General features: G+C 37.3%; 23 protein-coding genes. 6 read left to right on the forward strand and 17 right to left on the reverse strand.

All coding sequences use genetic code 11. The annotated features are described in order from the left end of the window. Positions 1-249 precede the first annotated feature (249 nt). The gene (locus tag DBR39_RS21035) at positions 250-915 is read left to right on the forward strand and encodes a hypothetical protein (protein ID WP_124536389.1); all 666 of its coding nucleotides are present in this window, start codon (positions 250-252) and stop codon (positions 913-915) included. Positions 916-983: 68 nt separating this feature from the next. On the opposite strand, the gene gldG is transcribed toward DBR39_RS21035, so the two are convergent. The 4 genes from gldG to kbl all read right to left on the reverse strand — a co-directional run bounded on the left by gldG (position 984) and on the right by kbl (position 5,353). Then, positions 984-2,654, reverse strand: coding sequence for a gliding motility-associated ABC transporter substrate-binding protein GldG (gldG, locus tag DBR39_RS21040; protein ID WP_124536391.1), 1,671 nt, complete (start codon positions 2,652-2,654; stop codon positions 984-986). Between the two features lie 4 nt (positions 2,655-2,658). Then, entirely contained in the window at positions 2,659-3,387 is a 729-nt protein-coding gene (locus tag DBR39_RS21045; RefSeq protein ID WP_124536393.1) for an ABC transporter permease, read from the reverse strand. A 45-nt stretch (positions 3,388-3,432) separates the two neighbouring features. Further along, complete coding sequence (locus DBR39_RS21050; RefSeq protein WP_103233881.1) at positions 3,433-3,984, reverse strand: CopD family protein; 552 nt, start codon at positions 3,982-3,984, stop codon at positions 3,433-3,435. Positions 3,985-4,156: 172 nt separating this feature from the next. Further along, entirely contained in the window at positions 4,157-5,353 is a 1,197-nt protein-coding gene (gene kbl, locus DBR39_RS21055; protein WP_124536395.1) for a glycine C-acetyltransferase, read from the reverse strand. 158 nt (positions 5,354-5,511) lie between these two features. Here kbl and DBR39_RS21060 point away from each other — a divergent pair, with 158 nt between their 5' ends. Further along, entirely contained in the window at positions 5,512-6,390 is an 879-nt protein-coding gene (locus DBR39_RS21060) for a cupin-like domain-containing protein (RefSeq protein WP_124536397.1), read from the forward strand. A 59-nt stretch (positions 6,391-6,449) separates the two neighbouring features. On the opposite strand, the gene DBR39_RS21065 is transcribed toward DBR39_RS21060, so the two are convergent. From DBR39_RS21065 to DBR39_RS21120, 12 genes are all read right to left on the reverse strand, one after another. Next, on the reverse strand, positions 6,450-8,381 hold the full coding sequence (locus tag DBR39_RS21065) for a M1 family metallopeptidase (protein WP_124536399.1): 1,932 nt from the start codon (positions 8,379-8,381) through the stop codon (positions 6,450-6,452). 84 nt (positions 8,382-8,465) lie between these two features. After that, entirely contained in the window at positions 8,466-9,935 is a 1,470-nt protein-coding gene (dacB, locus tag DBR39_RS21070) for a D-alanyl-D-alanine carboxypeptidase/D-alanyl-D-alanine-endopeptidase (RefSeq protein WP_124536401.1), read from the reverse strand. Positions 9,936-10,096: 161 nt separating this feature from the next. Further along, positions 10,097-12,544: a primosomal protein N' gene (gene priA, locus DBR39_RS21075; protein WP_124536403.1), complete on the reverse strand. Its 2,448-nt coding sequence runs from the start codon at positions 12,542-12,544 to the stop codon at positions 10,097-10,099. A gap of 133 nt (positions 12,545-12,677) precedes the next feature. After that, entirely contained in the window at positions 12,678-13,586 is a 909-nt protein-coding gene (locus DBR39_RS21080; protein WP_124536405.1) for an AEC family transporter, read from the reverse strand. A 191-nt stretch (positions 13,587-13,777) separates the two neighbouring features. After that, the gene (locus tag DBR39_RS21085; RefSeq protein WP_124536407.1) at positions 13,778-14,128 is read right to left on the reverse strand and encodes a hypothetical protein; all 351 of its coding nucleotides are present in this window, start codon (positions 14,126-14,128) and stop codon (positions 13,778-13,780) included. 2 nt (positions 14,129-14,130) lie between these two features. Then, positions 14,131-15,402 carry an SPFH domain-containing protein gene (locus DBR39_RS21090; RefSeq protein ID WP_124536409.1) on the reverse strand — a complete coding sequence of 424 codons (1,272 nt, stop codon included), beginning with the start codon at positions 15,400-15,402 and terminating at the stop codon, positions 14,131-14,133. A gap of 5 nt (positions 15,403-15,407) precedes the next feature. Next, positions 15,408-16,118: a hypothetical protein gene (locus tag DBR39_RS21095; RefSeq protein WP_124536411.1), complete on the reverse strand. Its 711-nt coding sequence runs from the start codon at positions 16,116-16,118 to the stop codon at positions 15,408-15,410. 150 nt (positions 16,119-16,268) lie between these two features. Continuing rightward, positions 16,269-18,728 carry a beta-mannosidase gene (locus DBR39_RS21100; RefSeq protein WP_124536413.1) on the reverse strand — a complete coding sequence of 820 codons (2,460 nt, stop codon included), beginning with the start codon at positions 18,726-18,728 and terminating at the stop codon, positions 16,269-16,271. After that, positions 18,721-19,107, reverse strand: a complete 387-nt coding sequence (locus DBR39_RS21105) for a GxxExxY protein (RefSeq protein WP_124536415.1) — start codon at positions 19,105-19,107, stop codon at positions 18,721-18,723. Before DBR39_RS21105 ends, DBR39_RS21100 begins: the two co-directional genes overlap by 8 nt. 220 nt (positions 19,108-19,327) lie before the next feature. Next, entirely contained in the window at positions 19,328-19,990 is a 663-nt protein-coding gene (locus DBR39_RS21110; RefSeq protein ID WP_124536417.1) for a copper homeostasis protein CutC, read from the reverse strand. 21 nt (positions 19,991-20,011) lie between these two features. Next, positions 20,012-20,566 carry a hypothetical protein gene (locus DBR39_RS21115; RefSeq protein ID WP_124536419.1) on the reverse strand — a complete coding sequence of 185 codons (555 nt, stop codon included), beginning with the start codon at positions 20,564-20,566 and terminating at the stop codon, positions 20,012-20,014. 209 nt (positions 20,567-20,775) lie between these two features. Then, positions 20,776-21,774, reverse strand: coding sequence for an isoaspartyl peptidase/L-asparaginase family protein (locus tag DBR39_RS21120; protein ID WP_124536420.1), 999 nt, complete (start codon positions 21,772-21,774; stop codon positions 20,776-20,778). A gap of 109 nt (positions 21,775-21,883) precedes the next feature. Between DBR39_RS21120 and DBR39_RS21125 the strand changes: the two genes are divergently transcribed. From DBR39_RS21125 to DBR39_RS21140, 4 genes are all read left to right on the forward strand, one after another. Continuing rightward, entirely contained in the window at positions 21,884-22,489 is a 606-nt protein-coding gene (locus tag DBR39_RS21125; protein WP_124536422.1) for a Crp/Fnr family transcriptional regulator, read from the forward strand. A 223-nt stretch (positions 22,490-22,712) separates the two neighbouring features. Further along, positions 22,713-23,069, forward strand: a complete 357-nt coding sequence (locus DBR39_RS21130; protein ID WP_124536424.1) for a DUF3302 domain-containing protein — start codon at positions 22,713-22,715, stop codon at positions 23,067-23,069. 5 nt (positions 23,070-23,074) lie between these two features. Continuing rightward, positions 23,075-24,232 (forward strand): HlyD family secretion protein, encoded by a 1,158-nt coding sequence (locus tag DBR39_RS21135; RefSeq protein WP_124536426.1) that lies wholly within the window; start codon positions 23,075-23,077, stop codon positions 24,230-24,232. Position 24,233: 1 nt separating this feature from the next. Then, entirely contained in the window at positions 24,234-25,634 is a 1,401-nt protein-coding gene (locus DBR39_RS21140; protein ID WP_124536428.1) for a TolC family protein, read from the forward strand. Between the two features lie 55 nt (positions 25,635-25,689). Here the strand turns inward: DBR39_RS21140 and DBR39_RS21145 are convergent, their stop codons facing one another. Beyond that, entirely contained in the window at positions 25,690-26,154 is a 465-nt protein-coding gene (locus tag DBR39_RS21145) for a DUF6691 family protein (protein WP_228447887.1), read from the reverse strand. Positions 26,155-26,175: the final 21 nt, after the last annotated feature.

Below are 26,175 nucleotides of genomic sequence, written 5' to 3' on the forward strand. Positions count from 1 at the left end.
CGCTATCTACTTTACAGAACATTAATTAAAAACTTACTAAACAGACCGTTAGGTATTTTAACGCAAGATAATATTTGGTTGTTTATACTCTACCATTGCTCTTTTTTTCTTTGTTACTTTGAGTTCCTCAATCAGGAAGATCAGAAGAGAATTATTATCTCCGAATAACTGATTGAGAATTCTATTCCCGGGAATTACCGACTCATTATAACGAGGGTAAAAACTAATCAACAACCAAAAAACAACAAAATGGAAACAATTGAAATCACAAGAACCGAAGTGGGGATTAATGATCCTTTTGAAAGGGTTATTTCCGAAGAACTATTAAGTATGACCGGAGGATCTACAGAATCCTATTCTATTGAGGTTGCAGGACAGGGGCAGCTTACAGGACTTTCTTACACCGTGCCCGCTCATACAGAAGGCAGAATCAAAGCAAAACTTCAGATCAATGCGATGTCAAGCGATGATGTAAAAAAGCTTAACGACCTTGCTATGGGAATGCTGAATATTACTGCCAAAGAAGAAATCAAGGAGTTTGAAAAAACATCCGCGAGCGCCAATCTGTCTGTATGGACATGGTTTTTTGGCGGCGGAGGTGCTTCAGCATCTTATGAAAAAACAAAAAGTCTGATGAAGTCAAAAGGACTTAATGAGGCTCAGATCACCACATTGATGGATACTTTCCTAGAAATGGCAAAAAAAATGTCAACAGTGCAAATTAATTTTTATGTAAACAATTCTGCAAACAGTTACTCCGTTTCCGGGGATCTTTATCTGTATACTGTTTCCGGAACGATCAAAACTGAAAAAGGAACATCACAGTACCGTATGTTATCAGATCAGGCTTCTGCCGGCGGTCCTCCTCCTGCGGGTGGTGGAGCACCTTCTTCAGGAATTATTAAACTGAATTAACTCAGATAAGACAAGGTTCAATAGTAACAAAAATCCCGAAAGAGCTCTCTTCCGGGATTTTATTTATGTTATCCAAATTTCTTTTTTCTCAACCAGAAGAACAATCCTCCGATAAGACCGATAATTACCAGTGGAAGCAGTAAGTTCAGCCACTGCCAGTTGGCTTTTTCTTCAGTAATTCTTTGTCTGTCCAGAAGTCTTTCTTCAATGTTTCTGTTTCTCAGCTCCATCAGATTGCTGTCATCCAGCAAATAGTCTAAAGCATTTCTAAGGAACTGCTCATTTCCGAACTGTTCATTCGTCAGCAGATCTACTCCCAGCGGAAGCGGTTTTCCTTTGATCACTTTATTTCTTCCTACATCTCCGTCTGCAATAATGATCATTTTATTTTCAGGACTTGATGTTTTGAATCCAGGATAAGATTTCCTTTCAATTCTGGACGCATACGCAGAATTAAATTTTCCTTCCAAAGCTACAGCGAAGATTTTCGGTGTACTCGGTTTTTCCATTTGCCCAAGGCTGTCTACGCTTGCAATCTCTTTTAGATCTACATAGTTTGGAACCTGTTTCAGCAATGTTCTTTCACTGGATTCGAAAAGAACTTTTGTTTTGATATTCTTTCTTCCTCCTAAAGTATCGATAGAAGTCGGGAATTCAAATTTTACAGGATTGATATTTTTGGTGATCGGATTGTTATTTTCTGCAATTCCCAATGGAAAATAAGGCCAAGGCAAGCTTGTGTACTGAGGATTCCCTCCTACTTCACCTGTTACAAGTCTTAATAAAGCAAACTTTTTGACGTCTTTTACCAAAGCAGGATTGATTCTTATCCCATAATTGAAAAAGAAGTCTGTCATATTGATGTCCACCGGGAAAGGCATCACTTTTTTGGATCTTGTTAAGGTATCCATTTCAGCATTTACCGCATCAATCATCCAAAGTGTTTTCCCACCGTTCATGATATACTGATCAAGGATCACTTTTTCATTATCTGTAAAAGCTTTTCTTGGTTTTGCAATCACCAAAGCGCTCATTTGCTTCAATAATGGAATATCTTCTAAAGAAAGTTCGGTTTGGTTTCTAGGAATAATGGGGCCTGCATCATAGTTTTCCATGGCCAGATGTACAAATCCCTGAAATTCATCCGGGTTCAATTCATCATGATTAACCAGAATTCCGACTTTCTTTTTCTTTGCGGCTGCAATATTTTTGATGTTGGAAACAAGATTGTACTCCAACCCTTCTATAGATCTTGTAAGCTGCTGATCTGCATCAATTCCTGCCTGCTGTACAACCAACGGAATAGAAACCCCATCATTTCCATATTTGAGGACTGCGTATGGGAAAAGGGTGATCTGTGAGATCTTTCCATCTTTTACATCCGGAAGAATAGAGGGCTGCATGCCCATTGCCATCAGGCTATCCTGAGACATTTTTGTTTTAATAGGATCGATGAATTTAAAATCAATCTTCGGATTAATTTTTCTGAATTCCTCCAGCATGAATTTCGTTTCGCTCTGAAGCTGTTTGAAGCTTGCCGGAAAGTCTCCTTCCAGATACACTTCAACAGTCAGAGGTTTCTTTACAGACTCCAGTACTTTGATCGTGTTATCGGAAAGTGTATATCTTTTTTCTTTTGTTAAGTCTAATCTGATTCCCGAATATGTCAGGATAATAACCAAAGGAACAATCGCAAATAAGAAAATTCCCAGTGGAGATTTAGCATTGATCTTATTCATGTTTTTACTTCTTTTTGTTAATAAAATGATTAGACAATACTAATGATGCTCCGATGACAAGGATAAAATAAGCTACATCTTTAAAATCAATAAGCCCTCTTGTAAAGCCTAGGAAGTGCTGGTAGAAACCTATATTCTGAAGGATAAAATCTGCTCCTCCCAATAGTTTGTAGCTCGCCAGCTGTTCGATTCCAAAATACATAATAAAGCACATGAAAACGCCCAACAGATAAGCCATAATCTGGTTCTGTGATAGTGAAGAAGCCAAAATACCTACAGCAGCAAATCCTGCAATTAAAATAATCAGCCCAAGATAGCTTCCGAAAGTCATTCCGAGGTCAATATTTCCTGCAGGAACTCCCAGCACATATACCGTATAAAGGTAAATTAGTGATGGAATAAGGCATAAAATACCAACAACCCATACGGAAAGAAATTTTCCGATGACCAATTCTGAAACTCTTAATGGCTGTGAAAAAAGCCAGTTTAATGTTCCAGTTTGCTGTTCTTCTGCAAAAGTTTTCATAGAAAGGGCCGGAATGATAAACATCAACAGCCATGGAACCAATACAAAATAGCTCTGTAAAGAGGCCATTCCGATCTCAAAAATATTAGAATCGTTGTCGAAAAAGAACAGGAAAAGAGTCGCTATCAAACTGAAAGCAGCAATGATCACCCATGCGCTCCAGTTCCCGAAGTAACTCCAAAGTTCTTTCTTTAAAATTGCAATCATAGTTTTTTTGTAAGATGTAAAAAGGACATGTGCCCTCCTCTACAATTATTTGTTTTTTTTATTTTTATTAACCAGTTTCACGGTCATCATGATCAGAAATACAAGAACGAAAAATCCTGTAATTAATTGCCACCAGTATTCAATTGCCATAGATTTTAAAATGACCGTAAATACAACCAGAAACAAAATGAATGTAGCAATTTCATTGGCCTGTCTCAGTTTGATATTGGCAGTTGGCAGTGTATTTCCATTCAATGCTTTCAAATGAAGCACTTTTTTCCAGCACCAGTAATGGTAAATTGCAAGCCCGATAAGGAATGTCAGTTTCAAATGAAACCATCCCATTTTCATCAGACCCGGATTTAAAAATATCATGACCAATCCGCATATTGTCATAATTACTCCCGCCGGAACGGTAATAATATTCCACAGCCTTCTGGCCATAAAGGTATACTGCTCTCTCAGAATTTTCTTTTTTTCTTCCGGAAATTCATCGGTATCCTTATAGTACACGAAAATCCTTACGAGATAAAAAATTCCCGCAAAGTAGCTTACCATAAAAATAATGTGCAGCGCTTTGATTATTGTATAAAGCATTCAGAAAAAATTAACAGCAAAGATAAGCTTATTATATAATTGTTAAAAATAAATTTCTTTTGATCAGGAAAATCCAATCAAAATGGGGTTTATATAAAAAATAGTTCGGCTCGGGGCAGCAAAGCTGCCCGAGCCGAACATTATATTTTCATTGTTGTAACCAATTCAACGATTAAGAGATCACTCCTAATTCTTTTCCAACTTTTTCAAAAGCAGCAATTGCCTTATCCAAATGTTCTCTGGTATGAGCAGCAGATAACTGTACTCTGATTCTTGCTTTTCCTTTCGGTACTACAGGATAGAAGAATCCGATTACGTAGATTCCTTCATCCATAAGCTTTTCAGCCATTTTCTGAGAAAGTGGAGCATCGTAAAGCATTACCGGAACAATCGCAGCATCTCCATCTGGAATATCAAAGCATTTTGCTTTCATTTCTGTTCTGAAATAGTCTGCATTTTCCATTACCTGATCACGAAGAGAAGTATTGTCAGAAATCATATCCAATACTTTTAAAGCAGCTCCTACAATTCCAGGCGCTAAAGAGTTGGAAAATAAATAAGGTCTGGAACGCTGTCTCAGCATATCAATGATCTCCTTTTTACCGGAAGTAAATCCTCCCAAAGCACCCCCTAAAGCTTTTCCTAATGTAGACGTAATAATATCTACTCTACCCATTACTTCATTAGCTTCGTGAGTTCCACGACCCGTTTTTCCGATGAAACCTGTTGCGTGAGAGTCATCTACCATTACCAAAGCATCATACTTGTCAGCAAGGTCACAAACTCCTTTTAAGTCAGCAACGATACCATCCATAGAGAAAACTCCATCAGTAACGATAATTTTGAAACGGTGATTCTTTTCAGAAGCTGCAATCAATTGAGCTTCCAGATCCGCCATATTATTATTCTTATATCTGTATCTTGCTGCCTTACAAAGACGAACACCGTCAATGATCGATGCGTGGTTCAGTTCATCTGAAATAATAGCATCTTCTTCTGTAAATAACGGTTCAAAAACACCACCATTAGCATCAAATGCAGCTGCATAAAGGATTGTATCCTCAAGACCTAAGAAATCAGCAATTTTTTTCTCCAAATCCTTGTGAATATCCTGTGTTCCGCAGATAAAACGTACTGATGACATTCCATATCCATGAGACTGGATCATTTCCTGGGAAGCTTTCATAACTTCCGGATTGTTGGATAATCCCAGATAATTATTTGCACAGAAGTTCAAAAGCTTTTTTCCGTTCGCTTCTATTTCTGCACTCTGCTGAGAAGTGATGATTCTTTCTCTTTTGTAAAGTCCGTCATTCTCAATATTCTGAAGTTCATTCTGTAAATGTTGAAGGTATTTTTCAGAGATCATTTTTAGTAATTTTTTAGATGTGCTAATTTACTAAAAAGGCAGTAAAATAAAACCTTTTATAAGCTTAATTCTAAAAATTTGCTATCACTTTCACTTTTAACACTATTAGTCTACAAAATTAGTAGGATAATATTTATATTTGCTTAAAATTCGAGAGTATGAAGTTAAAGCCGGTACAAAAAATAAAGACAATTGATTCTGCAACCTTTATTAGCAGCCATATGAAGCCCAGAATTCCCATTATTCTTAAAGACTTTGTACATCCGGAGAGCCCGGCTTTCAAAAAGTGGAATTATAATTATTTCAAAGAAATTGCGGGAGATCATATCGTGAATATATACGGCAGTGAACTGGATTCCCTGGACAGAGTAGCAAGTGATCCTATAGCACAATCTACATTTTCAGAATATCTTGATCTGATACAATCTACTCCCACTGAGCACAGGCTTTTCTTATTTAACCTATTGAAAATAAAGCCTGAACTTAAAAACGATATTATATACAATGACATTACGGATGGTAAAATACTAAAATGGCTTCCATTTATGTTTTTTGGAGGTGAAGGTTCTGTTACCAGAAATCATATTGATATTGACATGTCTCATGTTTTTATTACCCAATTTCAAGGTATTAAAAGGATCTGGCTGTTTCCCTGGGAACAATCAGATTTTATGTACAAGCTCCCTTTCAATTTCCACAGTCTCACTCAGATAAAAAAACCTGATTACAGAAAATACCCGGCTCTACTTTATTTAAACGGTTATGAAGCAGTCCTTCATCCCGGTGAAACCCTTTATATCCCGTCTGGCTGGTGGCATTACATACAATATGATACTGAAGGATATTCTGTGTCCCTGAGAGCCCTCCCATCAAGTCCGATAGAAAAATGGCGCGGCTTCAAAAACTTAATGATCACCAGACACTTTGATAATTTTATGCGTAAAGTATTTAAAGAAAAATGGTTTAAGTATAAGGTAAAAGTAGCTCGGGCTAGAGGAGCCCGAGCTGCAAGAAAACAAAGAAGCTTTCAAATCTGAAAGCTTCTTTTTATGATGAATGTAATCAGTAGAGCAATTACTTACTCTTTACTGCTATTTTAATGTTTGATGAATTTGATATTTTTCTCATCCACAGTAATAATGTACGCTCCCGGAACTAATTCTGAAATTCCGATTGCCTTACCTGGCTGATAGATCCCTTTTCCTACAAGTTTTCCGTCAATAGCATGGATCACGAAATCTGCAGGTCTGTTAATTCCTTTCAGATTAATTTCATTCTTTGCAGGATTCGGATATAATCCAAAATTTTCCTTTTCAACAGAAGAAATACTTAAAGTATTGTCCTGAGTAACGGTAGAGTTTTTCTCAAGAATCTGATATTCATAATTAAACTGAACACTTGCAATAGGGAAAGTTACCGACTGCAGGAAGCTTTGGTTGTTTGAAGTATTGTTAAGCACAAAATAAGCAGTTTGTCCAGCAGTTCCTGTCACCTTAATAGGTAAAGGCATTTCAAAAAAGCTTACGGTAGGACTACTTTGTGTCTGAGAAACCTTGAACAAAGCCTGATTCCCGCCTTGCATCCATTTTATAGTATACGTAGGATATCCTTCTCCATACACCCAGTCATTGAAAAACTCTGTAAAATCTGTTCCTGTTGACTGAAGCAAAGAAGCATTAAAATCACTGGTACGCGCATAGCTGTACGCCAGATTTGGTCTTGCATGATAATCTTTAAGTGCCTGATAAAAAGCGGCATCACCTAAAGCCCATTTCAACATTCTCAAAATATAGCCCCCTTTAGAATACGTCAGTCTGCTGTCGAATATTCTATTGATGCTGGAAAGTCCACTGTCCGGTACATAAACACTTCCTGTCGAACTTCCCATAATATAATTGGCCTGACCCTGCAGGAAATTCATAAATTCCGTGTTGGTCATCAGCAATTTTTCATTGGCAACATGCTCTCCAAAAGTAGCAAATCCTTCATTCAGCCAGATATCATTCCATGCACCGCAGGTTACTTTATCCCCAAACCATTGATGGGCAAGTTCATGAGCGATAAGTATTTTACTCCAGCCTCCCATAGAAGACATTGTCTGATGCTCCATACCTCCTCCATACATAAATTCCATATGACCGTATTTTTCATTGCGGAAAGGATAAGTTCCGAAATAGGTTTCAAAAGTATTCATGATCTGCTTCGTCCAGTTGATATTTGCTATACTGGTAGCATTTGAATTAGTAGACGGATAAATATAATTCACAAAAGGAAACGGAGGGTTTCCAATGGTATCAGTAAGCTTGACAAAATTAGTAATCGAAAGTGCAATCAGATAAGCTGGTGTGGGATACATCGTTCTCCAGAAGGTAAGCTTAGTAGATCCTGTAGGAAAAGTTTCGGACATCAGCTTTCCGTTGGCTGCAACGCTGTAATTGGATGGCGTTGTAATTTTAAAATCAAATCTTTCGATCTTATCATTTAAACTTTGCTTGGTCGGAAACCAGTCCTGCGCCCCGTAAGGTTCATTCAATGTAGAAAGAACCGGAGTTCCGCTCTGAAGAGCTGTTTTGAAAGCATCATTACTTGTAGACGGTGCTCCTGCATAATAGATGGTAAGAGAGTCTAATGTATTGGCGGGAATAGAAGCCGGAAAATCAATCTTCAGTTCTTTTGAAGGAAGCTGCTGGAAGCTAGTGATATTGGTTCCGTGATATTTTACCTGAGAAACGGTTAAAGAATTGGAAAGATCAAAGTAAATACTTCCCATACTCTGTGTCGGCTTAAAATGAGAAGTCACCGATCCGGAGATATTATACACCGCAGGATCCAGGCTGACATCCATTCTCTGGTATTGCAAGTCATAATTCAGGGTATTTGGGTTGGTATTCCCAATATTCATTTTTTGAGTAAAGGATTTTTTCTCCTTCTCAATTAACCCCTTCATATCGGTGTTTTGCTCATGTTTTTGGCTATAGAACTGTTGAGATAGTAACAATCCCAGCACCAAAAGGTACAATTTTGTCATGTTTAGAAAAATTTAATCAAATATAAAAAAAAACCTTTTAATCAATGATTAAAAGGCTGTTATAATATATAAAATAAAAAATTTTTAAAGATCCAGTGCCGGTTCAAGAATTTTCTCCATTCTTTTTTTCACCATATCTACTGATCCGGAATAGTTATTTACCATTAAAGAGAAAACCAATGTTTTTCCGGAATTTGTTTTCAGGTAGCCTGCTAATGTTTTTACTTTATTCAAAGTTCCTGTTTTAGCAAAAACCTGTCCGTTACCTCCTCCGATGAACATTCTTTTTAAAGTTCCGGATTGTCCTCCGATAGGCAGAGAAGTAAGGTAAGATCTGTAGTATTTCTGCTCCATCAGAGAAGTCAGAAACTTCACCTGAGAAATTGGAGTTACATTATTGCTTCTTGAAAGTCCGCTTCCATCAATATAGTTAAGACCATTCATATCAAAACCGGCATCTCTTAAGTGACCTGTCACCACAATTCTTCCTGATTCTGAAGTCTGATCACCCATTTTCTGATAACCCACAGTTCTTAGCAAAGCTTCTGCCAATGAATTATCACTGTGCTGATTGGTATAATAAATAATATCACCTAAAGTTGGGGATTTGTATGCTGAAAGCATTTTTCTGTTATCCGGTGCTGCGTCTGTCATTTTCGGACTTACTTTTCCGGTAACAGGAATTCCGCTTTTTACCAGTGTTGTTCTGAAAGAATTGGCAAGGTAAGCCGGAGCATCAGGAAGTTTGGTTGTTAAAGTCCCAGTGCCATCATACTTTTCAGCATATACCATCTGATGATTGTAAGGTGAGACATAGAAAAATTTCTTTTCCGGAGAAAATCCTCCTTTCTTCACGATCAGTTTTTCGTTGGCTGGATTGATCCCTTGAGTTGTCCCTACAGGCAGGTAGTAATTATTGTTTTCTAACCATACAACATTTTCCGGAAGCACTGAAATATTGCCTTTGAAAAGCGCTGTCTGAATGATAATATCACCATTTACCTTTTTGATTCCCTCTCTTGAAACTCCACCTACGAAATCTGAAATAATGTCTCTATAAGATCCTGCACCTGCTTTGTTTGTTCCCAAAGAAGGATCACCGCTTCCTATGACATAAAGATTTCCATTTAAAACTCCGTTTTCATCTATAGTTCCTGAGTACTCCAGCTGCGTCATCCAGCGGTAGTTTTCACCCAGCATGTTTAACGCTGTTTCCGTTGTCAGGAGCTTTGTCGTAGAAGCAGGTACTAAAGGAGTATTTTCATTGTACGAAGAGATTACTTTCTTCGTTTTCGGGTCGTACACTACGAATCCCCAGGTTGCATTTTTCAGCACAGGATCCGCTATCATTGTGTTTACATTAATGTCTACAAGTTCTTTTGCTGACAAAACAGTTCTCTCCACGACCGAACTAACGGGCGAAGGCAGGTTTAAGCTGCTTTTCTGATTGTCATAATTCTGAGAATAAAGAACGGTAGAAACGGTAGATTGAGCCAGGAAAAGACCAGAAGCCAACACCGCCGCACTTGAAATATATTTTCTGAAATTTACCATCTATCTTCTTTTTGTTTTATAGTTTTGACTCTATAAAAAATGACAGGTTACATCATTCAATTTAAAAGCCAAACACTTAATCAACGTCCAAAAGTAGAAATTATTGTCATATAACAGACCACTATTACCTTATAAAAGAGTGTAAAGTTTGTTAAAAATTGTTAAAAATCTACAAAAACCCCTTTTTTAACACTTTGATAAGCAGTAATTTCGTCAAATTCTTTCAAACTTATCAAAACCATGTTCTTGAATTTCTCATAGTTTTTACCACGGGGAAGCTTAAGCATAATCTGGAACTGATACAAGTTATTTAACCTTGCAATCTGGGCTCTTTCCGGTCCCAAAACACAATCTTCAGGAAGATATTTTCTTAAGATGGAACCCAAAAACTGAGAAGCACGATCCACTTTTTCATCTCTGATATGCTTCAACTCAATCATAATCAGCTTTGTAAATGGAGGATAATGGAATTTCTGACGTTCTGTAAGAATGTATTTATAGATCTTCGCAGGATTGTTCATCTTGATCAGCTGAAATACAGAATGATCAGGATTATAGGTCTGAATCAGGATTTTTCCTTTCCCTGAAACCCTTCCTGCTCTTCCGGAAACCTGTGTGATAAGCTGATAGGCCCTTTCTTCCGCTCTGAAATCCTGTACATATAATAAGGAATCGGCTTTTGGAATAGCCACCAGCTCAATATGATCAAAATCAAGCCCTTTGGAAATCATTTGTGTTCCTACTACAATATCTGTTTCTCCGTCTTCAATCTTCTCATACAGCTTTTCGTAAGCAAATTTCTTACGCATGGAATCTACATCCATTCTATCCACTTCATTTTCCGGGAACAGCTTGGAAACTTCCTCATGAATCTGCTCTACCCCTACTCCTCTTTCGTTCAGCTTTTCGGAATGACATTTCGGACAGGTTTTCGGTTTTGAAGCTTTCTGGCCGCAATAATGGCATTTCATTTCGTTGGCTGCTTTGTGATACGTCATGACCACATCACAATTGGAGCAGTAATTCACATATCCGCAACTTTCACATTCTATGACATTGGAATATCCTCTGCGGTTGTGAAGAACAATTGTCTGATTCTTTTCATCTATGGTCTTTTTGATCTCCTCAATGAGCTTCAGCGAGAAGTTTCCTGAAACCTTTTTAGATTCCTGGGCTTCTTTGAAATTGATCAGCTCATATTCCGGCAGATTAACATTCCCGAACCTTTCATTCAGGAAGACATATTTCATTTTATCTTTTCTGGCCCGGTAATAACTTTCAACGGAAGGGGTTGCCGATCCTAAGATCGCCCCTGCTTTATAAAAGCCTCCCAATACCAAAGATGCATCTTTAGCATTAAAATAAGGAGATACTTCCCGTGGTCTGTATGCCGAATCATGCTCTTCGTCTACAATAATAAGCCCTAAGTTCTGGTAGGGTAAAAACAATGCATTACGAGTCCCTATCAAAATATGGATGTCATTTTGCTTCACTCTTCTCCATACTTCTACCCTTTCAAAATCTGTGAGTTTCTGATGATAGAAGCCCAGCTGTCTTCCATATTTTTTTTCTAACCTCTGGGTAATCTGCTTGGTAAGAGAAATTTCAGGAAGCAAAAACAATACATTTTTTCCTTCTTTGATGCATTCATCGATTTTCTCTAAATAAATATGGGTTTTTCCAGATGATGTAACACCGTGAAGGAGGACATTTTTCCCTTCTTCAAAAGCTTCATCAATCTCGGCTTTAGCTAATTTCTGCTGTTCGGAAAGTTCTTCAAGCTCCTCAATTTCGCCTTCATAACTTTCAATCCTGTCTTTCTGCATGTAATACTCTTCAACAAGACCTTTATCTGCCAAAGGTTTGAAATGCGAGCTCCCAAAATAACCACTTTCAAACAGCTCGGCCTTTTTGATGGGGATATCAGGGTTTTCCGTCTGCTTTTCCAAAATAAGAAGGAACAGTTCTTTCTGCTTGGGTGCTTTATTCAGTTTTAAAAGAATTTCTGTAAGATTCTGATTGACTAAAATTTCATCATTAATTCTTACATAGGCTACTTCTTTAGCTTTATATTTTTCAGCAATTTTTTCATCAATCTCAATATACTGAAGGTCAATCAATGAGTTGATGGTTTTGATAATATCTTTTTTGGGAATAAATGCTTCAATATCTGTCAGATTGATCAGCTGTCGTACTTCAAGTGCCTGAATCAGATACATTTCATTGACATCCAGATTTTCAAAATCAACAACAGCACCCGGTTTTAGTTTTAAATAGGTTTCACTTTCCAGTTTTAATGAAGAAGGAAATGAAAACCTGTAAATTTCTCCAAGGCTGCACAGATAATACTCCGAGAGCCAGTTCCAGAAATTGATCTGTTCTTCGGGCATAATCGGTTTGTCATCCAACATGCTGATTACCTCCTTTGCTGTAAAGTTTTCCGGTGCATTATCATGAAGCTCAAATACAATTCCCGTATAGATCTTCTTTCCGCCAAATGGGACCAAAACCCGCATTCCAAGCTGGATTTCAGACATCATTTCTTCAGGAACTTTATACGTAAAAGATCCTTTCAGGTTCAGGGGTAAAACAATTTGAGCGTATTGCAAGGGAAATATTTAAAGTGTAAAATTAGATTTTTCTTTAGAGAATTGCAACTTTGCAGAGATTCTTTCCTGCCCTTTGGCAGATGTAAAATCACTGCAAACCTCAACGCTATAGAAGAACAGTATTAATTTGTCCTTAAAAAAGAAGTTCCGTGATCTGATACCAAAACGCGGACGTAAAAAATCCTACAATAATACTGACTCCAATGATGAGATTCGTGAGTTTTGTATTCAGTTTGAATTGTTCTGCAATAATGCTTGAGGTCACTAATGTTGGCATTGCGGCTTCAAATATGGTGATTTTTGCAACATCTCCTTTTATTCCTAATAATAAAGCTATTCCCAAAACAATGGCCGGTGCCAGAATAAGCTTATAAAGCATTGACATAGACATTTGCGGGATCAGTTTTTTCCATCCGTTAAACTTCAATTGCAATCCGACTGAAAATAGAGCTAAAGGGCTTACTGTTGAGGCTAATTTATCAAAGAATGGCTCTGCAGCAGTAAAATCAATGAATTGTGACAATACCAATGCAGAAATACAACCAATTAATGGAGGGAATGTGACCAGTCTTTTTAAAATAAATAAGGCACTTACTTTTCCGGATTTACTTCCTCCTTTCACTGCGGCAATAATTCCCAGTGTAGAAAGAGAGAAAAACATGGTCTGATCACAAATAACGGCAATACTTAAAAGCCCTTCTCCATAAAAGGCACTGACTAAGGGAAATCCAATGAAAGATGTGTTGCTGTAACCGCTTGCCAATTCTAAGGTACTTCTGGACCGCCTTGAATATCCCTTACTTTTACTGTAAAACATCATAAAGAAGAAACAAAACACCGCAACTAAAAATGTGGCCACAATTGGAAATAACATTTCAGCTGTCCATTTTACTTTAGGCAGATATTTAAACGAAACTGCCGGAAGAGCAAGATAAAGAATCCATGTATTGATACCTTTGTGGGCATCGGGGTGGATAAATTTTGTTGCTTTGAATATCATTCCTGCAATAATGCACACTGCAATCAGAACAAAATTTACCATAACTATAAAGAAATATGCAGCAAATTTACGGCTGATTTTTGAGTTGGAAGGGTAAAATTTATATTTTTTTGAGTAGAATTACCACTCAATCCCAAAGTATTGGAATGAAGAAATTTCTTTTTTTATTTTTAAACCTTATAGGTTTTTGAAACCTATAAGGTTGATCCACTTTTTTATAAACTACTCAAATCCTATTGTTTAGCTTTAGAGATCGAATAAGCAATCAAAATATAAACTAAGAACAGAACTCCACTTATAATAATATACAATGCCGGATCACTGAAGCCTATCAATGAAAAAGCAAGGTTACTCACAATGGCCAATCCGAAAAATACGGCAGAAACAGTTTTTACCAGCGAAGTTGTTCTGGGCAGATTAAACCTAACTCCAATTGTCAGAATTAAAGTAGGGATTAGAAAAATCAAACTGCCAGCAGTTAATAATTCTTTGTTATGAGTCGTGTTTAATGAGTAGAATCCATAAGCCATCAAACAGCTGACAGCAATGGCAATCGTGGTTTTTATAAAATCTAATTTCATCATTTCTAAATAATTGGCGGCGGTGGTGGTGTTATATTAAATAATCTGGCAGTTTCAGGGACATTCCCGGCTAATTCCCAGCCTGGCATTCCTTCTTTCCAGACATGATGATTCATTGAAAACTGTCCCGACTGTACAAGCTGTCTAAGCGATTCAGAATTGTATGGACCGGATTGCTGTCCGTTTATAGCAATATGAAACATCAGATCAGGATGAAAAGGTGGTGGTGTATTTGTCATATTATCCATGAGGCCTCCAAGCTGAGTTCTCATAGAAGCGCCTACGCCCATTCCCACCATGAGTCCTGCAGCATTCAATCCATCTCCATGCCCTAGATCTACATGGCCCATTCCTCCAAGGCTGGCAGCAGCTGTTTTCAGAACATCGGCGTGCTGATTCAGCTGATGAACCGCAAAATGTTTCCCTTCTACCCCCAGTTCCATATCTTTTCGCTGGATTCTGGTTACTTCAGAAAGGTTTTCAATTTCAATATTTGTTTTGGCTTCTGTAAACTTCGTTTGCTGGTCAGCCGTTGCTCTTTTAAGCTGTTTGTAATGTGGATGTTCTTTATCAAGTTCGATAGTTCCAATATCCAAGCGTTTCAAATTAACACCAAAATATTCTTCCAATTCAGCTTTTAACTTATTCTTTATGATATCGCTTACCTCATCAATTTTTCTTTCAATCTGCATGACAGGAATATTATAATCCTGTGGAGCACTGATGAGCACTGACTTAATTTTTCTTTGAAAAAAGTCTTTAATCTGTACCTTAAAATCATCCAGATTAAAATTGATTAAACGGTTTAATTTAATAAAGTTCTTATAATCAGTCAGGTTAAAAGTCAGTGTTCCGCGTACAGCACAAGGAACTCCCAGATCCATAAACCTCGGATCATACATATCGAAATAAGGAATCCCAAATTTGATCTGTATATTTCCGGAAAGGTTGATAAAATAGATCTCTGCCTGAAATGGCGAGCCTCCCCCAAATGCCGTTCCCACTATATTTGTGAGAACAGGAAAATTTGCAGTCTGAATGATCTGATCATGAGGCCCCTGTATAAAATCCTGAATGGTTCCGTCATTTTGCTTGTAAAAAAAAACAGCAAGTTCGCCTTCCTTTACCCTCAAACTGCTTCCATAGCGGATACTGTTTTCTTTATGTGTAGAGTCGGCAGATCCGGAAGGTCTCCATTTCCAAACCAGATATTCCGGTTCATCACAACGGATCACATCCATCATACCACCCTCTTTTTTATTTCCAAATAGTCTCATTTGTTTTAATTTATTTTTAGCTGTTTTGCATAATTTTCAATCTCTTCTAAAGTCTTTCTATCCTCTTTCATAGAAAATCTTGCTCGCATTATGATTTGCTCACATTTGGATCTCCAAACCGGAACAAATTCATTGTGAATTCTATTTATATCATTAGTTGGACTATTAAATGCTCCTGATGTAAAAAAGTTTCCAGCCTTTTTTGCCTTGGGTAATGCTAGTGTAAGAAACTCAATGATATCATTCTTTGTATTCGGAACCGGGAAATTTGAAATTAGCTCTCTTTTTTGAGAATCAATACGATCTAATATTCCCAATCTAAATGATTTTGACAGAAAAGATGTTAAAGGGTTAGATTCTGTTCTTTTAGACTCTAATTCATTAATCATTACAAATAATTTCTGAATAGATTCATTCGCTCCAACATTAATAAAATTAAATCCACAGTCTGAACAACAGGTTGAAAAAGATTCTACTATAGCACCACACGAAGGGCACTTTTTGATGTCTCCAAATTTATCTGATTTAGGAGCTGCTGATTCCGAATTTTTATCATTTGTTTTCTCAAAAAGCCTTGCTTCCAAAACAATTTCAAATTCATCAAGGTCTATTCCCTCAGCTTCGGCATTTTTAAAAAGCACTTGCTTTTCTTTTTCGGTTAATTCTCCGTCGGCTAAAGCAAACTCGATAAGCCTTTCCAATTTTTCGTTATACATACGATAGATATTAGTAATTTTTTACAATGTTATAAAAAAGCCTCTGTGAATTTTTACGGGTTCCCGTAATCTGATTTTCCGATCTGCCCACAAAAAAAGGACTGGCTATTGGCCAATCCTTTAAGCTGAATATTCAGTTAAGTATTTTTTCTAGTTTTCCGTTACATCCCAGAGACTCATTACCTCAACTTTATCCAAAGGTTTTGAAAGGGTAATTCTTTTGGAAGTCCCCGGTAACAGGTCAAAGAAGTTATCACTGAAATGGGTGTCTCCAATCAGATAAACATCTTTTGCCAGGACATCTGTTGATATTTCAATTTCAGTAGGTGAAATCTTTCTGATTTTAATCTCAGGTTTTGAAAGTTGTAAATCTTTAGGCTTATTAAAAAAGAAAAGCTTTTCAAATTTTGTACCCTTTCCGGAGCTGATCTTTAAAACGGCTTTCGACAGGTCAAACTGAGCCAGCTCTGACTTACTGATAGCTCGTATCTTCTTACTAACATCAGCTTTTACATCGTCTGACTGACTGGCTTTCCAGAGTATTTTTCCTTTAAAATCAACGAGTTCAAATTTTGTATCAAGCTTCAGCTCATTCAACAAATCACTTATCAGGTAAACATCATAATTTTTATCTGTTTCAGCGACTGATATAAGTACCGGTTCAAAGCTTCTTTTTGCCTGATAATGGAACGCTTTCCAGTTTCCAAGATAATCAATAGAAGACCATGAAACTACGGGCCAACAGTCATTAAGCTGCCAATATAATGTTCCCATATTGTAAGGTTTTGCCCGGCGGTGAGCTTCAATAGCGATCTGCATTCCTCTTGCCTGCAACAGTTGTGAAACATAGTTGTACTGTACAAAGTCTGTAGGAATTTTATAATCACGCTTCAGATATTCGTTAATGATGTCCCAGCCTCTAGCATGCTTTTCATGCGCTTTTATTGTTGGATTCTGAAGACTTAAATCCGGAGTTCCGGAAAACATTGATTTTGTCGTTTCAAGACTGGGCGTCCCCTGAAAACCATATTCAGACATGAAACGTCCCACTTTTTCGTTATAAATTTCGAATGGCTGTTCACCCCACCAAACACCCCAATAATGGGAATCACCTTCTGTAAGGCTTTCTTTGTGCCCCCAACCGATTGACGGGGAACTTGGCCAATATATATTTTTATCAGACTTCAGATTTTCTGCCAATGCTTTCGGAATTACCTCATGAAACAGCTTTTTATAGTCTTTCCAAACCTGAAGAGAATCATTTTTCGAATATTTGAACTGTTTCTGATAGCCCCAGTTAACGATTGCTTCATCAATTTCGTTATTTCCGCACCATATGGCAATAGACGGGTGATTCTGAAGTCTGTTGACCTGATCTTTTACTTCTTCCTTTACATTGTTTAAGAATGCTTCATCTGCAGGGTAAAAACTTCCCGCAAACATAAAATCCTGCCAGACTAAGATTCCGTTTTCATCGCAGGCTTTGTAGAACTCATCATCTTCATAAATACCTCCACCCCAGATACGGATCATATTCATATTCGCATCTTTGGTATCTTTGATCAGTTTCTGGTATTTTTCTTTGGCCATTCTAGGTGAAAAACTGTCTCCCGGAATCCAGTTCGTTCCTTTGATGTATAAAGGATGTCCATTCACTTTAAAGTAGAACGATTTTCCTTTTTCGTCTTTCTCCTGTACCAACTCAACAGTTCTTACTCCTATCCTGATATTTTTAGTATCAATGTTTTTCTGATCTTTTGAAAGTTTTACTTCAAAATTATAGAGATTTGCTTCACCACGTCCGTTAGGCTGCCAAAGTTCCATTCCTCCTTTATTATAAAGAATCGTTATTGTATGAGTTCCTTTTTTCAAAGAGATTTTTTTGTGGATTTTATTAAGATCCAATGTATAATCTCCAGCATTTTGAGCTTCAATTTCTACTTCAAAACGTACATCTTCGGCAGACTTGTTCTGAATATTCTTAACGGTAATAATTTTGGCATTATTCCAGAATTCAAGCTGAATGTCTTTCCAAATTCCTGCAGTAACGAGTCTTGGTCCCCAGTCCCAGCCGAATTGATATTGAGCTTTTCTGACAAAGCTTCTTGGGGATTCCGGCATGGTAAAAGGAACTTTTTTGGCTAATTCCTTTCCGGTATTTACAGCAGATTTAAAGTTAATCTGTAATGTATTGTTACCTGCTTTCAGATATTGTTTCACAGGAACATTCCATTTTCTGAACATATTATCCGTTTTCTTTAATAACTTACCATTAAGATAAATTTCTGAAAACGTATCCAGTCCGTTAAAAACGAGATCAATATTTTCATTCTTTAATTCCTGAGATGAAACCATAAACGCAGTCTGATAATCCCAGTCTTCATTTTCTACCCACTGTACTTTCTTTTCATTTTCATCTTTAAAAGGATCCGGAATCATCTTGTTATCCATTAAATCCAGATGAACGGTTCCCGGAACTTTTGCAGGAAGCCAGTTTTGATCTTTTGAGTTTTTGAACTGCCAGTTTTCAGAAGACAAACTTCTTTGGGAAAACTGTCCAAAAAGGATATTCTGCATGAAAAGGAAAGTAAAAAGGATCGTTCTATTCATCAATAATTTTGTTTACAATTCTATGGATTCCATATTTAATAAGTTCATTATTAAAATTAATAAGCAATTCCAATTTTATATTAGTCTGTTTCAGATACGTCAATACCTGTGAGTGAAAAATGGGATGCAATTCCAATACAGATTTCACTTCTACAATGACTTTCTCTTCTACAATCAAATCAATTCTGTATGCATTTTCTATATATACTTCTTTATACTTTAAAGGTAAAGATAGCTGTTGCTTTACATTCAGTCCCAACATCTTTAATTCATAAGCTAAAGCTGTTTCATATGCATTTTCTAAAAGGCCAACTCCTAAGTTTTTATGTACTTCTATAGCAGCTCCTATTATTTTGTAGGATAATTCGTTTTCTGTCATTCATTTGTGTAGTTTTTATATTAATTGCGTGGTTTTTAAACGCAAAGTTTTACGATATTTTTTTTAATTCTAAGGGAGCAAAAATGGAATCAATTTCATTGATTCTTTCTAAGCATACTGGCTATCCTTTCGCTTCATCAGCGGCATCGCCGCAATCCTTTGCCTTCTCTAACATAATGTACATCTATTTTAAACTTTGCGTTTAAAAATATGATTCATATTATTTACTGTTCAATGCAACCACTTCATCCGGACTGGCAAAAGCTCCACCGTCAGTAATAGCTGAAGAGTGGAAGTAACCGGCTTTTGTAACAGCTCTTATTTCTTCGATATTGGATGAACGTAACCCACCTCCTACGAGTATTTCAATTCTTCCATTGGAAAGCTCAACCAGTTCTTTCAGATTTTCTTTTCCTTCAGACACATTGGGTTTCTGGCCGGAAGTAAGAATGGTTGTAAAGCCACATGCTATTACTTTTTCTAAAGATTCCTCCAGGCTTACAGCGCGGTCAAACGCACGGTGAAATGTACACGGAAGTGGTGACGCCAATTCTACTAAAGCTTTATTCTGTTCAATATTAACCTCATCATTTTCATCCAGAATGCCAAATACAAAACCGTCAGCATGTAAAGACTTCAAATGAACCAGGTCATTTTTCATCTGTTCAAATTCTGAATCGGAATAGGTAAAATCTCCACCTCTCGGACGGATCATTACAAAAATCGGGATCGTGATTTTTTCACGAAGCTGCTTCATGGTTTCAAAATCCGGAGTCGTTCCTCCTTCATTAAGTCCATCACATAATTCTATTCTATCAGCTCCATTTTCAAAAGCGATAACCGCTGATTGAGGGTTAAAACATGCTATTTCTATTTTTGACATTGTATTATTATCTATTTGGTTTTATTTCGATTCACCCTGCAATATATCTGCAATCAAAAAGGAACCGTTCTCTTTTACTACTTTTATTACTGATGGATATTGGGCTTTAAAACCATCATCTCTCAACACGACATTGAAAATATATTCATCTTTTGAAGAGGATTTTAATTCACAGCTTCCAACTTCAATCTTATTCCAATCCTGTGCTGTGATTAAAAAACCAACTCCAATTCCTGCTTTTTGGGTATCAAACTTGGATTTCCATTTATCCTCAAATTCTTTTTCAGTAAGGCTTCCATCGATATCCATATCTACATTTGTAGCATCCGTTTTATACTCGAAATAATCTTTCGTTGTCATCTTCTGCATATTCTTTTCTTCACTTCCGAGATCAGCTTTAAAGTAGTCTACAATACTTGTCTTCAACCATTTCTGGGCTTCTTCTCCTTCATTGGCATCATTGTTCAACACTACTTTTTCTTTTATCTGCTGTGGTTCTACGGCAGTTTTCATCTCCTTCTTTTCTTCCTTGCATGCAATAATCAGAAATAGGGAAGCGATAATCGTTCTTTTCATATTTTTTGATCTATGTTTTGGCTAAAACCAATAGGCTGTCATTGGTTTGTTTAAATGGACTAAAGTCCATTCCTATTGAATTTTTAATTATTTTTTGTTGGAATAACGCAAAGGCACAAAGATTTTCCCTAAAGTATTTTAAGGTGCAACGATTTTATTTCCGATAAAATGTATTTATAATTCTTTGTAATGTAGCTTCCATCATACCATTACTTTAAAGCAAATTCCGGGGTTTCAAGGCGGTTTCCTTTCTGATCATAAACGGCAAAATTGAATCCGTCCTGAATACAATACGAACCATATTCTCCCTTTTTATTAATTGCGATAAAACCAACCTGGATATCCTTCAGATTTTTGTTTCTGCGCTGAGTGATCTTTACAATCCTATCTACAGCTTCTTTACAAGCTTCCTGCGGGTTTCTGCCTTGTCTCATCAATTCCACTACAAGATGGGTTCCTACTGTTCTTATCACTTCTTCACCATGACCTGTTGCGGTAGCCGCTCCTACTTCGTTATCTACAAACAGACCTGCTCCGATGATCGGGGAATCTCCTACTCTGCCATGCATTTTAAAAGCCATTCCGCTCGTAGTGCAGGCTCCGGAAAGGTTTCCCTGTGCATCCAACGCAATCATTCCTATGGTATCGTGATTTTCAATATTGGCAATAGGTTTATACTGGCTGGTTTTCAACCATTCTTTCCATTCTTTTTCGGATTCCGGAGTAAGAAGATTTTCTTTTTTAAAACCTTGCGAAAGGGCAAATTGCAACGCTCCGTCTCCTACCAGCATAACATGAGGCGTTTTTTCCATTACAGCTCTGGCAACGGAAATTGGGTTTTTCACATGCTCAAGACATGCTACTGAACCAATATTATAATTTTCATCCATGATACAGGCATCCAGCGTTACTCTCCCATCTCTGTCCGGACGGCCTCCATACCCAACACTTCTTTCTTTAGGATCTAATTCTACCAGACGAACTCCTTTTTCAACTGCATCCAAAGCCTTTCCTCCTTTTCCAAGGATCGTCCATGCTTCTTCGTTGGCTTTTAATCCAAAATTCCAGGTAGAAAGGACAATCGGTTTGTTTACAGCTTTGACAGTAGGTTCAGGTAATTCGGCAGCCATTAAATCCAGTGGGTTTACGGCAAGTGCTGCAGTTGCAATTCCCAGTTTTTTTATAAAACTTCTTCGGTTATTGTTCATGGTATCTCAAATTGTATAATACCCACAAATCTAAAAAAAACTTCTATGAAATCCTCATGGCGGCTCCACTAATATCCGTGTATTATTTTTATTTATCTTTACTGCTGTAATGGACTCATTTAAAACTTTCAGGAATATCTCTTTTTTTCAGGAACTCTCTGATGAGGAAATTACTATTCTGGTGAATATCAGCACCCCCAAACTGCTTCGGAAAAAGGAAAAGCTGGCAGAACCCGGTAAGCCTTTCAATCAATTATTCATTCTTTCTCATGGGTTATTAAGGTTTTTCTTTGATGATGAAGACGGGGTTGAAAGCAATCTTTTTCTCCCTTCTGAAAAGGAAGCTGCCATTATGGAAAGCCCTGAGTCTTACTCCAATGAAAACGAGGGAAAATATATTATAGAAGCCGTACTGGAAAGCCAGATTTTCCTGTTCAATAAGAGTGAATTTGAGGAAGTGGCATTTCAGAACAGAGGTATTTATAATGTATATCTCAAATCTTTAAAACAGATCATCAGTATCTTAAAAGTACGTACGGAACAGTTTTGCTCTACGTCTCCACATTCCCGTTATGAGGAGTTTCTGGAGACGCGCCCTTTTACTTCCCAGAATGCCAACAGAAAATATATTGCCAATTTTCTGGGTATTACTCCCAACTCTCTTTCGAGGATGACAGCGCGCATTCATAAAAAAAGGAACGAAAGAAAAAAATAACTTAGGAATACTTTTTCTCACTTTATTCATTCTATTTTTGCTTAATCAAAATACTATTACACAGTTAATTAAAAGCAAAATGAGAAAAATACCACCTGAAAAACACCTTATCTATTGAATCATCTTTAATCTTTCTTAAGATTCACAGTAACCAGGCAGATAAATACGGCCAGCCGGGTTACCACCTTGTTTACATTTCATTATTACCTTATACAATTATTTTATGCAAAGAACATCCTTACTTCTTTGCCTGCTGTTATCATGCAATTTTGTTCAGGCATCAACAGGCAATTTAGAAGACAATATAGCAAATGCTGCTTCATGGCTAATTCTACTTGTTTTACCTCTTGCAGGTATTTATCTCTTCTGGAAAGTTCACATTTATCCTGAGAAAGTAGCAGAAAAAAAGAAACACCCTCAACTGAACGCCATAAAAAGTATGTGCCTCCTTTCCCTTGTTTTTGGAGGCCTTTTATGGCCGGTTGCCCTGATCTGGGCCAACTATGATTATGGCAGTCAAAATACTCCTGAAAAAGACATAGAAATCACGGAAGAAGAATTTAAAACCCTCGAAAATTAACAAATATGCTGGAATTACTCGTCGCAATATATGCCGGAATATGCTGGCTTCTTATTAAAAAATTAAAACTGATCCCCTGGACATTTACCACACAGGTGGTGGTATATTCATTGCCTATCTTCGGATCTATTGCTTTAATCTTAAGCTTAAATTACTACTGCCCTATCACCTCCGATGTAAAGGTAGGAAACAGAAGTGTGGACATTACCACCCAGGTTTTGGGAAAGGTGAAAAAAGTATATGTCACCACCAATCAGGAAGTAAAGAAAGGAGATACCTTATTTGTACTGGACAGAGAGCCTTATGTACAGGAAATAAAGTCTCTGGAAGCCAAGCTAAGCAATATGAAAGCTACTGTAAGTTCTTATGATACAGATATCTCAGCTTCCAGAAAAAACATTACAGGTTTACAGTCACAGCTGGATCTGGCAAACAAAAGAGCAGCTCAATACAAAGAATTGGTGGAAGCCGGAGCGGCCAATAAATTTGATCTTGAACAGGCTATTACCAATGTACAGGATCTTCAATCCAGAATTAGCGCTGCACAATCACAACAGCAGTCTCTGGAAACCAAGTCCAATGCGTCATATGGTGGAGAGAATTCATCAGTATCTGAAATTCAGGCAAAGCTGGAACAGGCAAAATGGAATCTTTCCCAAACGGTTGTTCTGGCTCCTACAGATGGAGTAATTCCCAATGTTCAGCTGAATGAAGGAGCAATCATGGCCCCTTTCAAATCTGCATTTGTTCTGATTCAAAAGCAACAGTCTGTGATTGGATTTTTTGCTCAGAACGAACTGGAGACAGTAAAAAACGGTAATGAAGTGGAGCTGGCTCTTAAAACAGAACCGGGAAAGGTGGTAAAAGCCAGACTCGAATATGTCATTGATGCTACCAGCCAGGGAATCATGAATAATGCAGGAGGAATGCTGGGAGGAAATGGCTCTACGGCCGGACTTCCTGATACCGCCAGACAATTACCCGAAACTGACGGGAAACTTATTGCCAAGTTTGTATTGGAAGATAGTCAGAAACAGCTCACCGTAGGGGCAAGAGGAACGGCTGTTATTTATTCTGATCATATAAAACCTCTCCATCTTATCCGAAAAGTAATGGTGCGTGTCAACAGTAAAATCAACTATCTGATTCCTAAACTTCATTAAGATGTACAAAAAAATAATTTTACTGAGTCTAATTTCCGTAAGCTTAAGTTCGTGCATCGGTTATAAAGAGCCTACACAGGAAAATATGAATCAGCTTAAAGAAAATAGTGAAATTGCTTCTCATATAGAAATCCCGGACGAATGGATCTTTGATAGAAAAGCAAATTCAAGATCAATTTCCTATGACTGGATCGATGATCTTAAAACACCTCAACTGGAAACCCTGATCAATGAAGGAATGCTTTATAATGCCGATCTTATTATTGCAAAGGAAAAGCTGAATCAGATTGAGCTGGCGATGGAAATTGCAGGAAGTGATCTTTATCCCAGTGTAAGCGCAGTAGCCAATACTTCCAATAATTTGGTGAGTGATACTCAAATCAAACGTCTTGCGTTAAAAGCCAATTGGGAAATTGATCTTTGGGGCAAAAATAAATCTTCACAGATGGCAAGCACCAGCAATTATTTTTCTGCGAAACACCAGAATACCCTTCTGTATCAATCTATTGCCGGGATGATTGCAAAAGCGTACTTTCTTAATATCGCAGGAAATATTCAGGAAGATAAGATTGAAAGTTATATTCAGAAGTCTAAAGATCTGGAGAAACTTTATGTCATTCAAAAGAAAGTGGGGACGGCTAATGCATTGGACATCTCCAATATAACAGCAGAGATTATTTCCCTGCAGGGCTATCTGGAAAAGGTAAAAAACTCAAATACACAATCCAGAAGATCACTGGAACTGCTTACCGGAAAGTATCCGGAAGGAAAACTTGCGACCCAGAATTTTTTTAATCCTGCCACTAATAGTATTCCTGAATCTTTTCCCCTTCAGCTTTTAGAGAACAGATCGGATATACAGGCTAGTCATTTTCAGATTGAAAAGGCTTTTTATGAAGTACAGCAGGCAAAAGCGGCAAGGCTTCCTTCACTGAGCATCAGTTCATCACTGGGGACTGCCGGAAGTAATGTAGAATCTATCAATTCTTTATTTTCCAATCCATTATTAAAAGTGGGTGGCGGATTAGTTTCTCCGATATTCAACAGCGGAAAGCTAAAGAAGAATGTGGAAATAAAAACCTCCCAGCAGAAACAAGTCGTTGAAGAGTATTCAAAAGCAGTTCTGAATGCTTTGAACGAAGTGGAATCTTCTTTAGCCAATCTTCGTTCTATTGAAAAACAAGTTATTTATACGACTAAGGCCATCAATGAACTGAAAAATAATATTGCTCTCACCGAGAAACAAATAAAGATAGGCACAAGCAACAGTTTTGTACTGATCCGTAAGCAAAGGGATCTCCTGAAAAATGAAATGAACCTCATCAATCTTGAACTTCAGTGCAGAATAGAGCGCATTAATCTTTATATGGCTTTAGGGGCAGAGAACTTCATTTACTCATAATTTTATACTTTAAAAAAGACTGCAGATTATTTTCTACAGTCTTTTTTGTAAGGTATTAATGAGGCAATTGATCTCTGAAATATCCATATACCCATGTTCCTGCGATTGCACTTAGAAGGGTAACAGATACTGCTAAAGCGCCTGTTCCGATCTGTGCAAAGAGAGGCCCGGGGCACGCTCCTGTAATAGCCCAGCCAAAACCAAATATCAATCCGCCATAAATCTGACCTTTATTTAACTTTTTAGGAGTCAGTGTAATGGGTTCACCATATATTGTTTTTATCTTGAACTTTTTGATCAATCCAACTGAAATCATTCCCACCAACACGGCACTTCCAATAATTCCGTACATATGAAAAGACTGCAGACGGAACATTTCCTGTATTCTGAACCAGCTGATCACTTCTGCTTTCACAAATATAATTCCGAATATAATCCCTGCAGCAAGGTACTTCAGGTTGTGATACCATTGATGGGTAAGAGCGCTTTCGTTCACACACACAGCATCCTGATGATGCATATCCTGTTCTTTTTCTTTTAT

The organism is Chryseobacterium sp. KBW03 (assembly GCF_003852415.1).
GTDB classification, from domain to species: Bacteria; Bacteroidota; Bacteroidia; order Flavobacteriales; family Weeksellaceae; genus Chryseobacterium; species Chryseobacterium viscerum.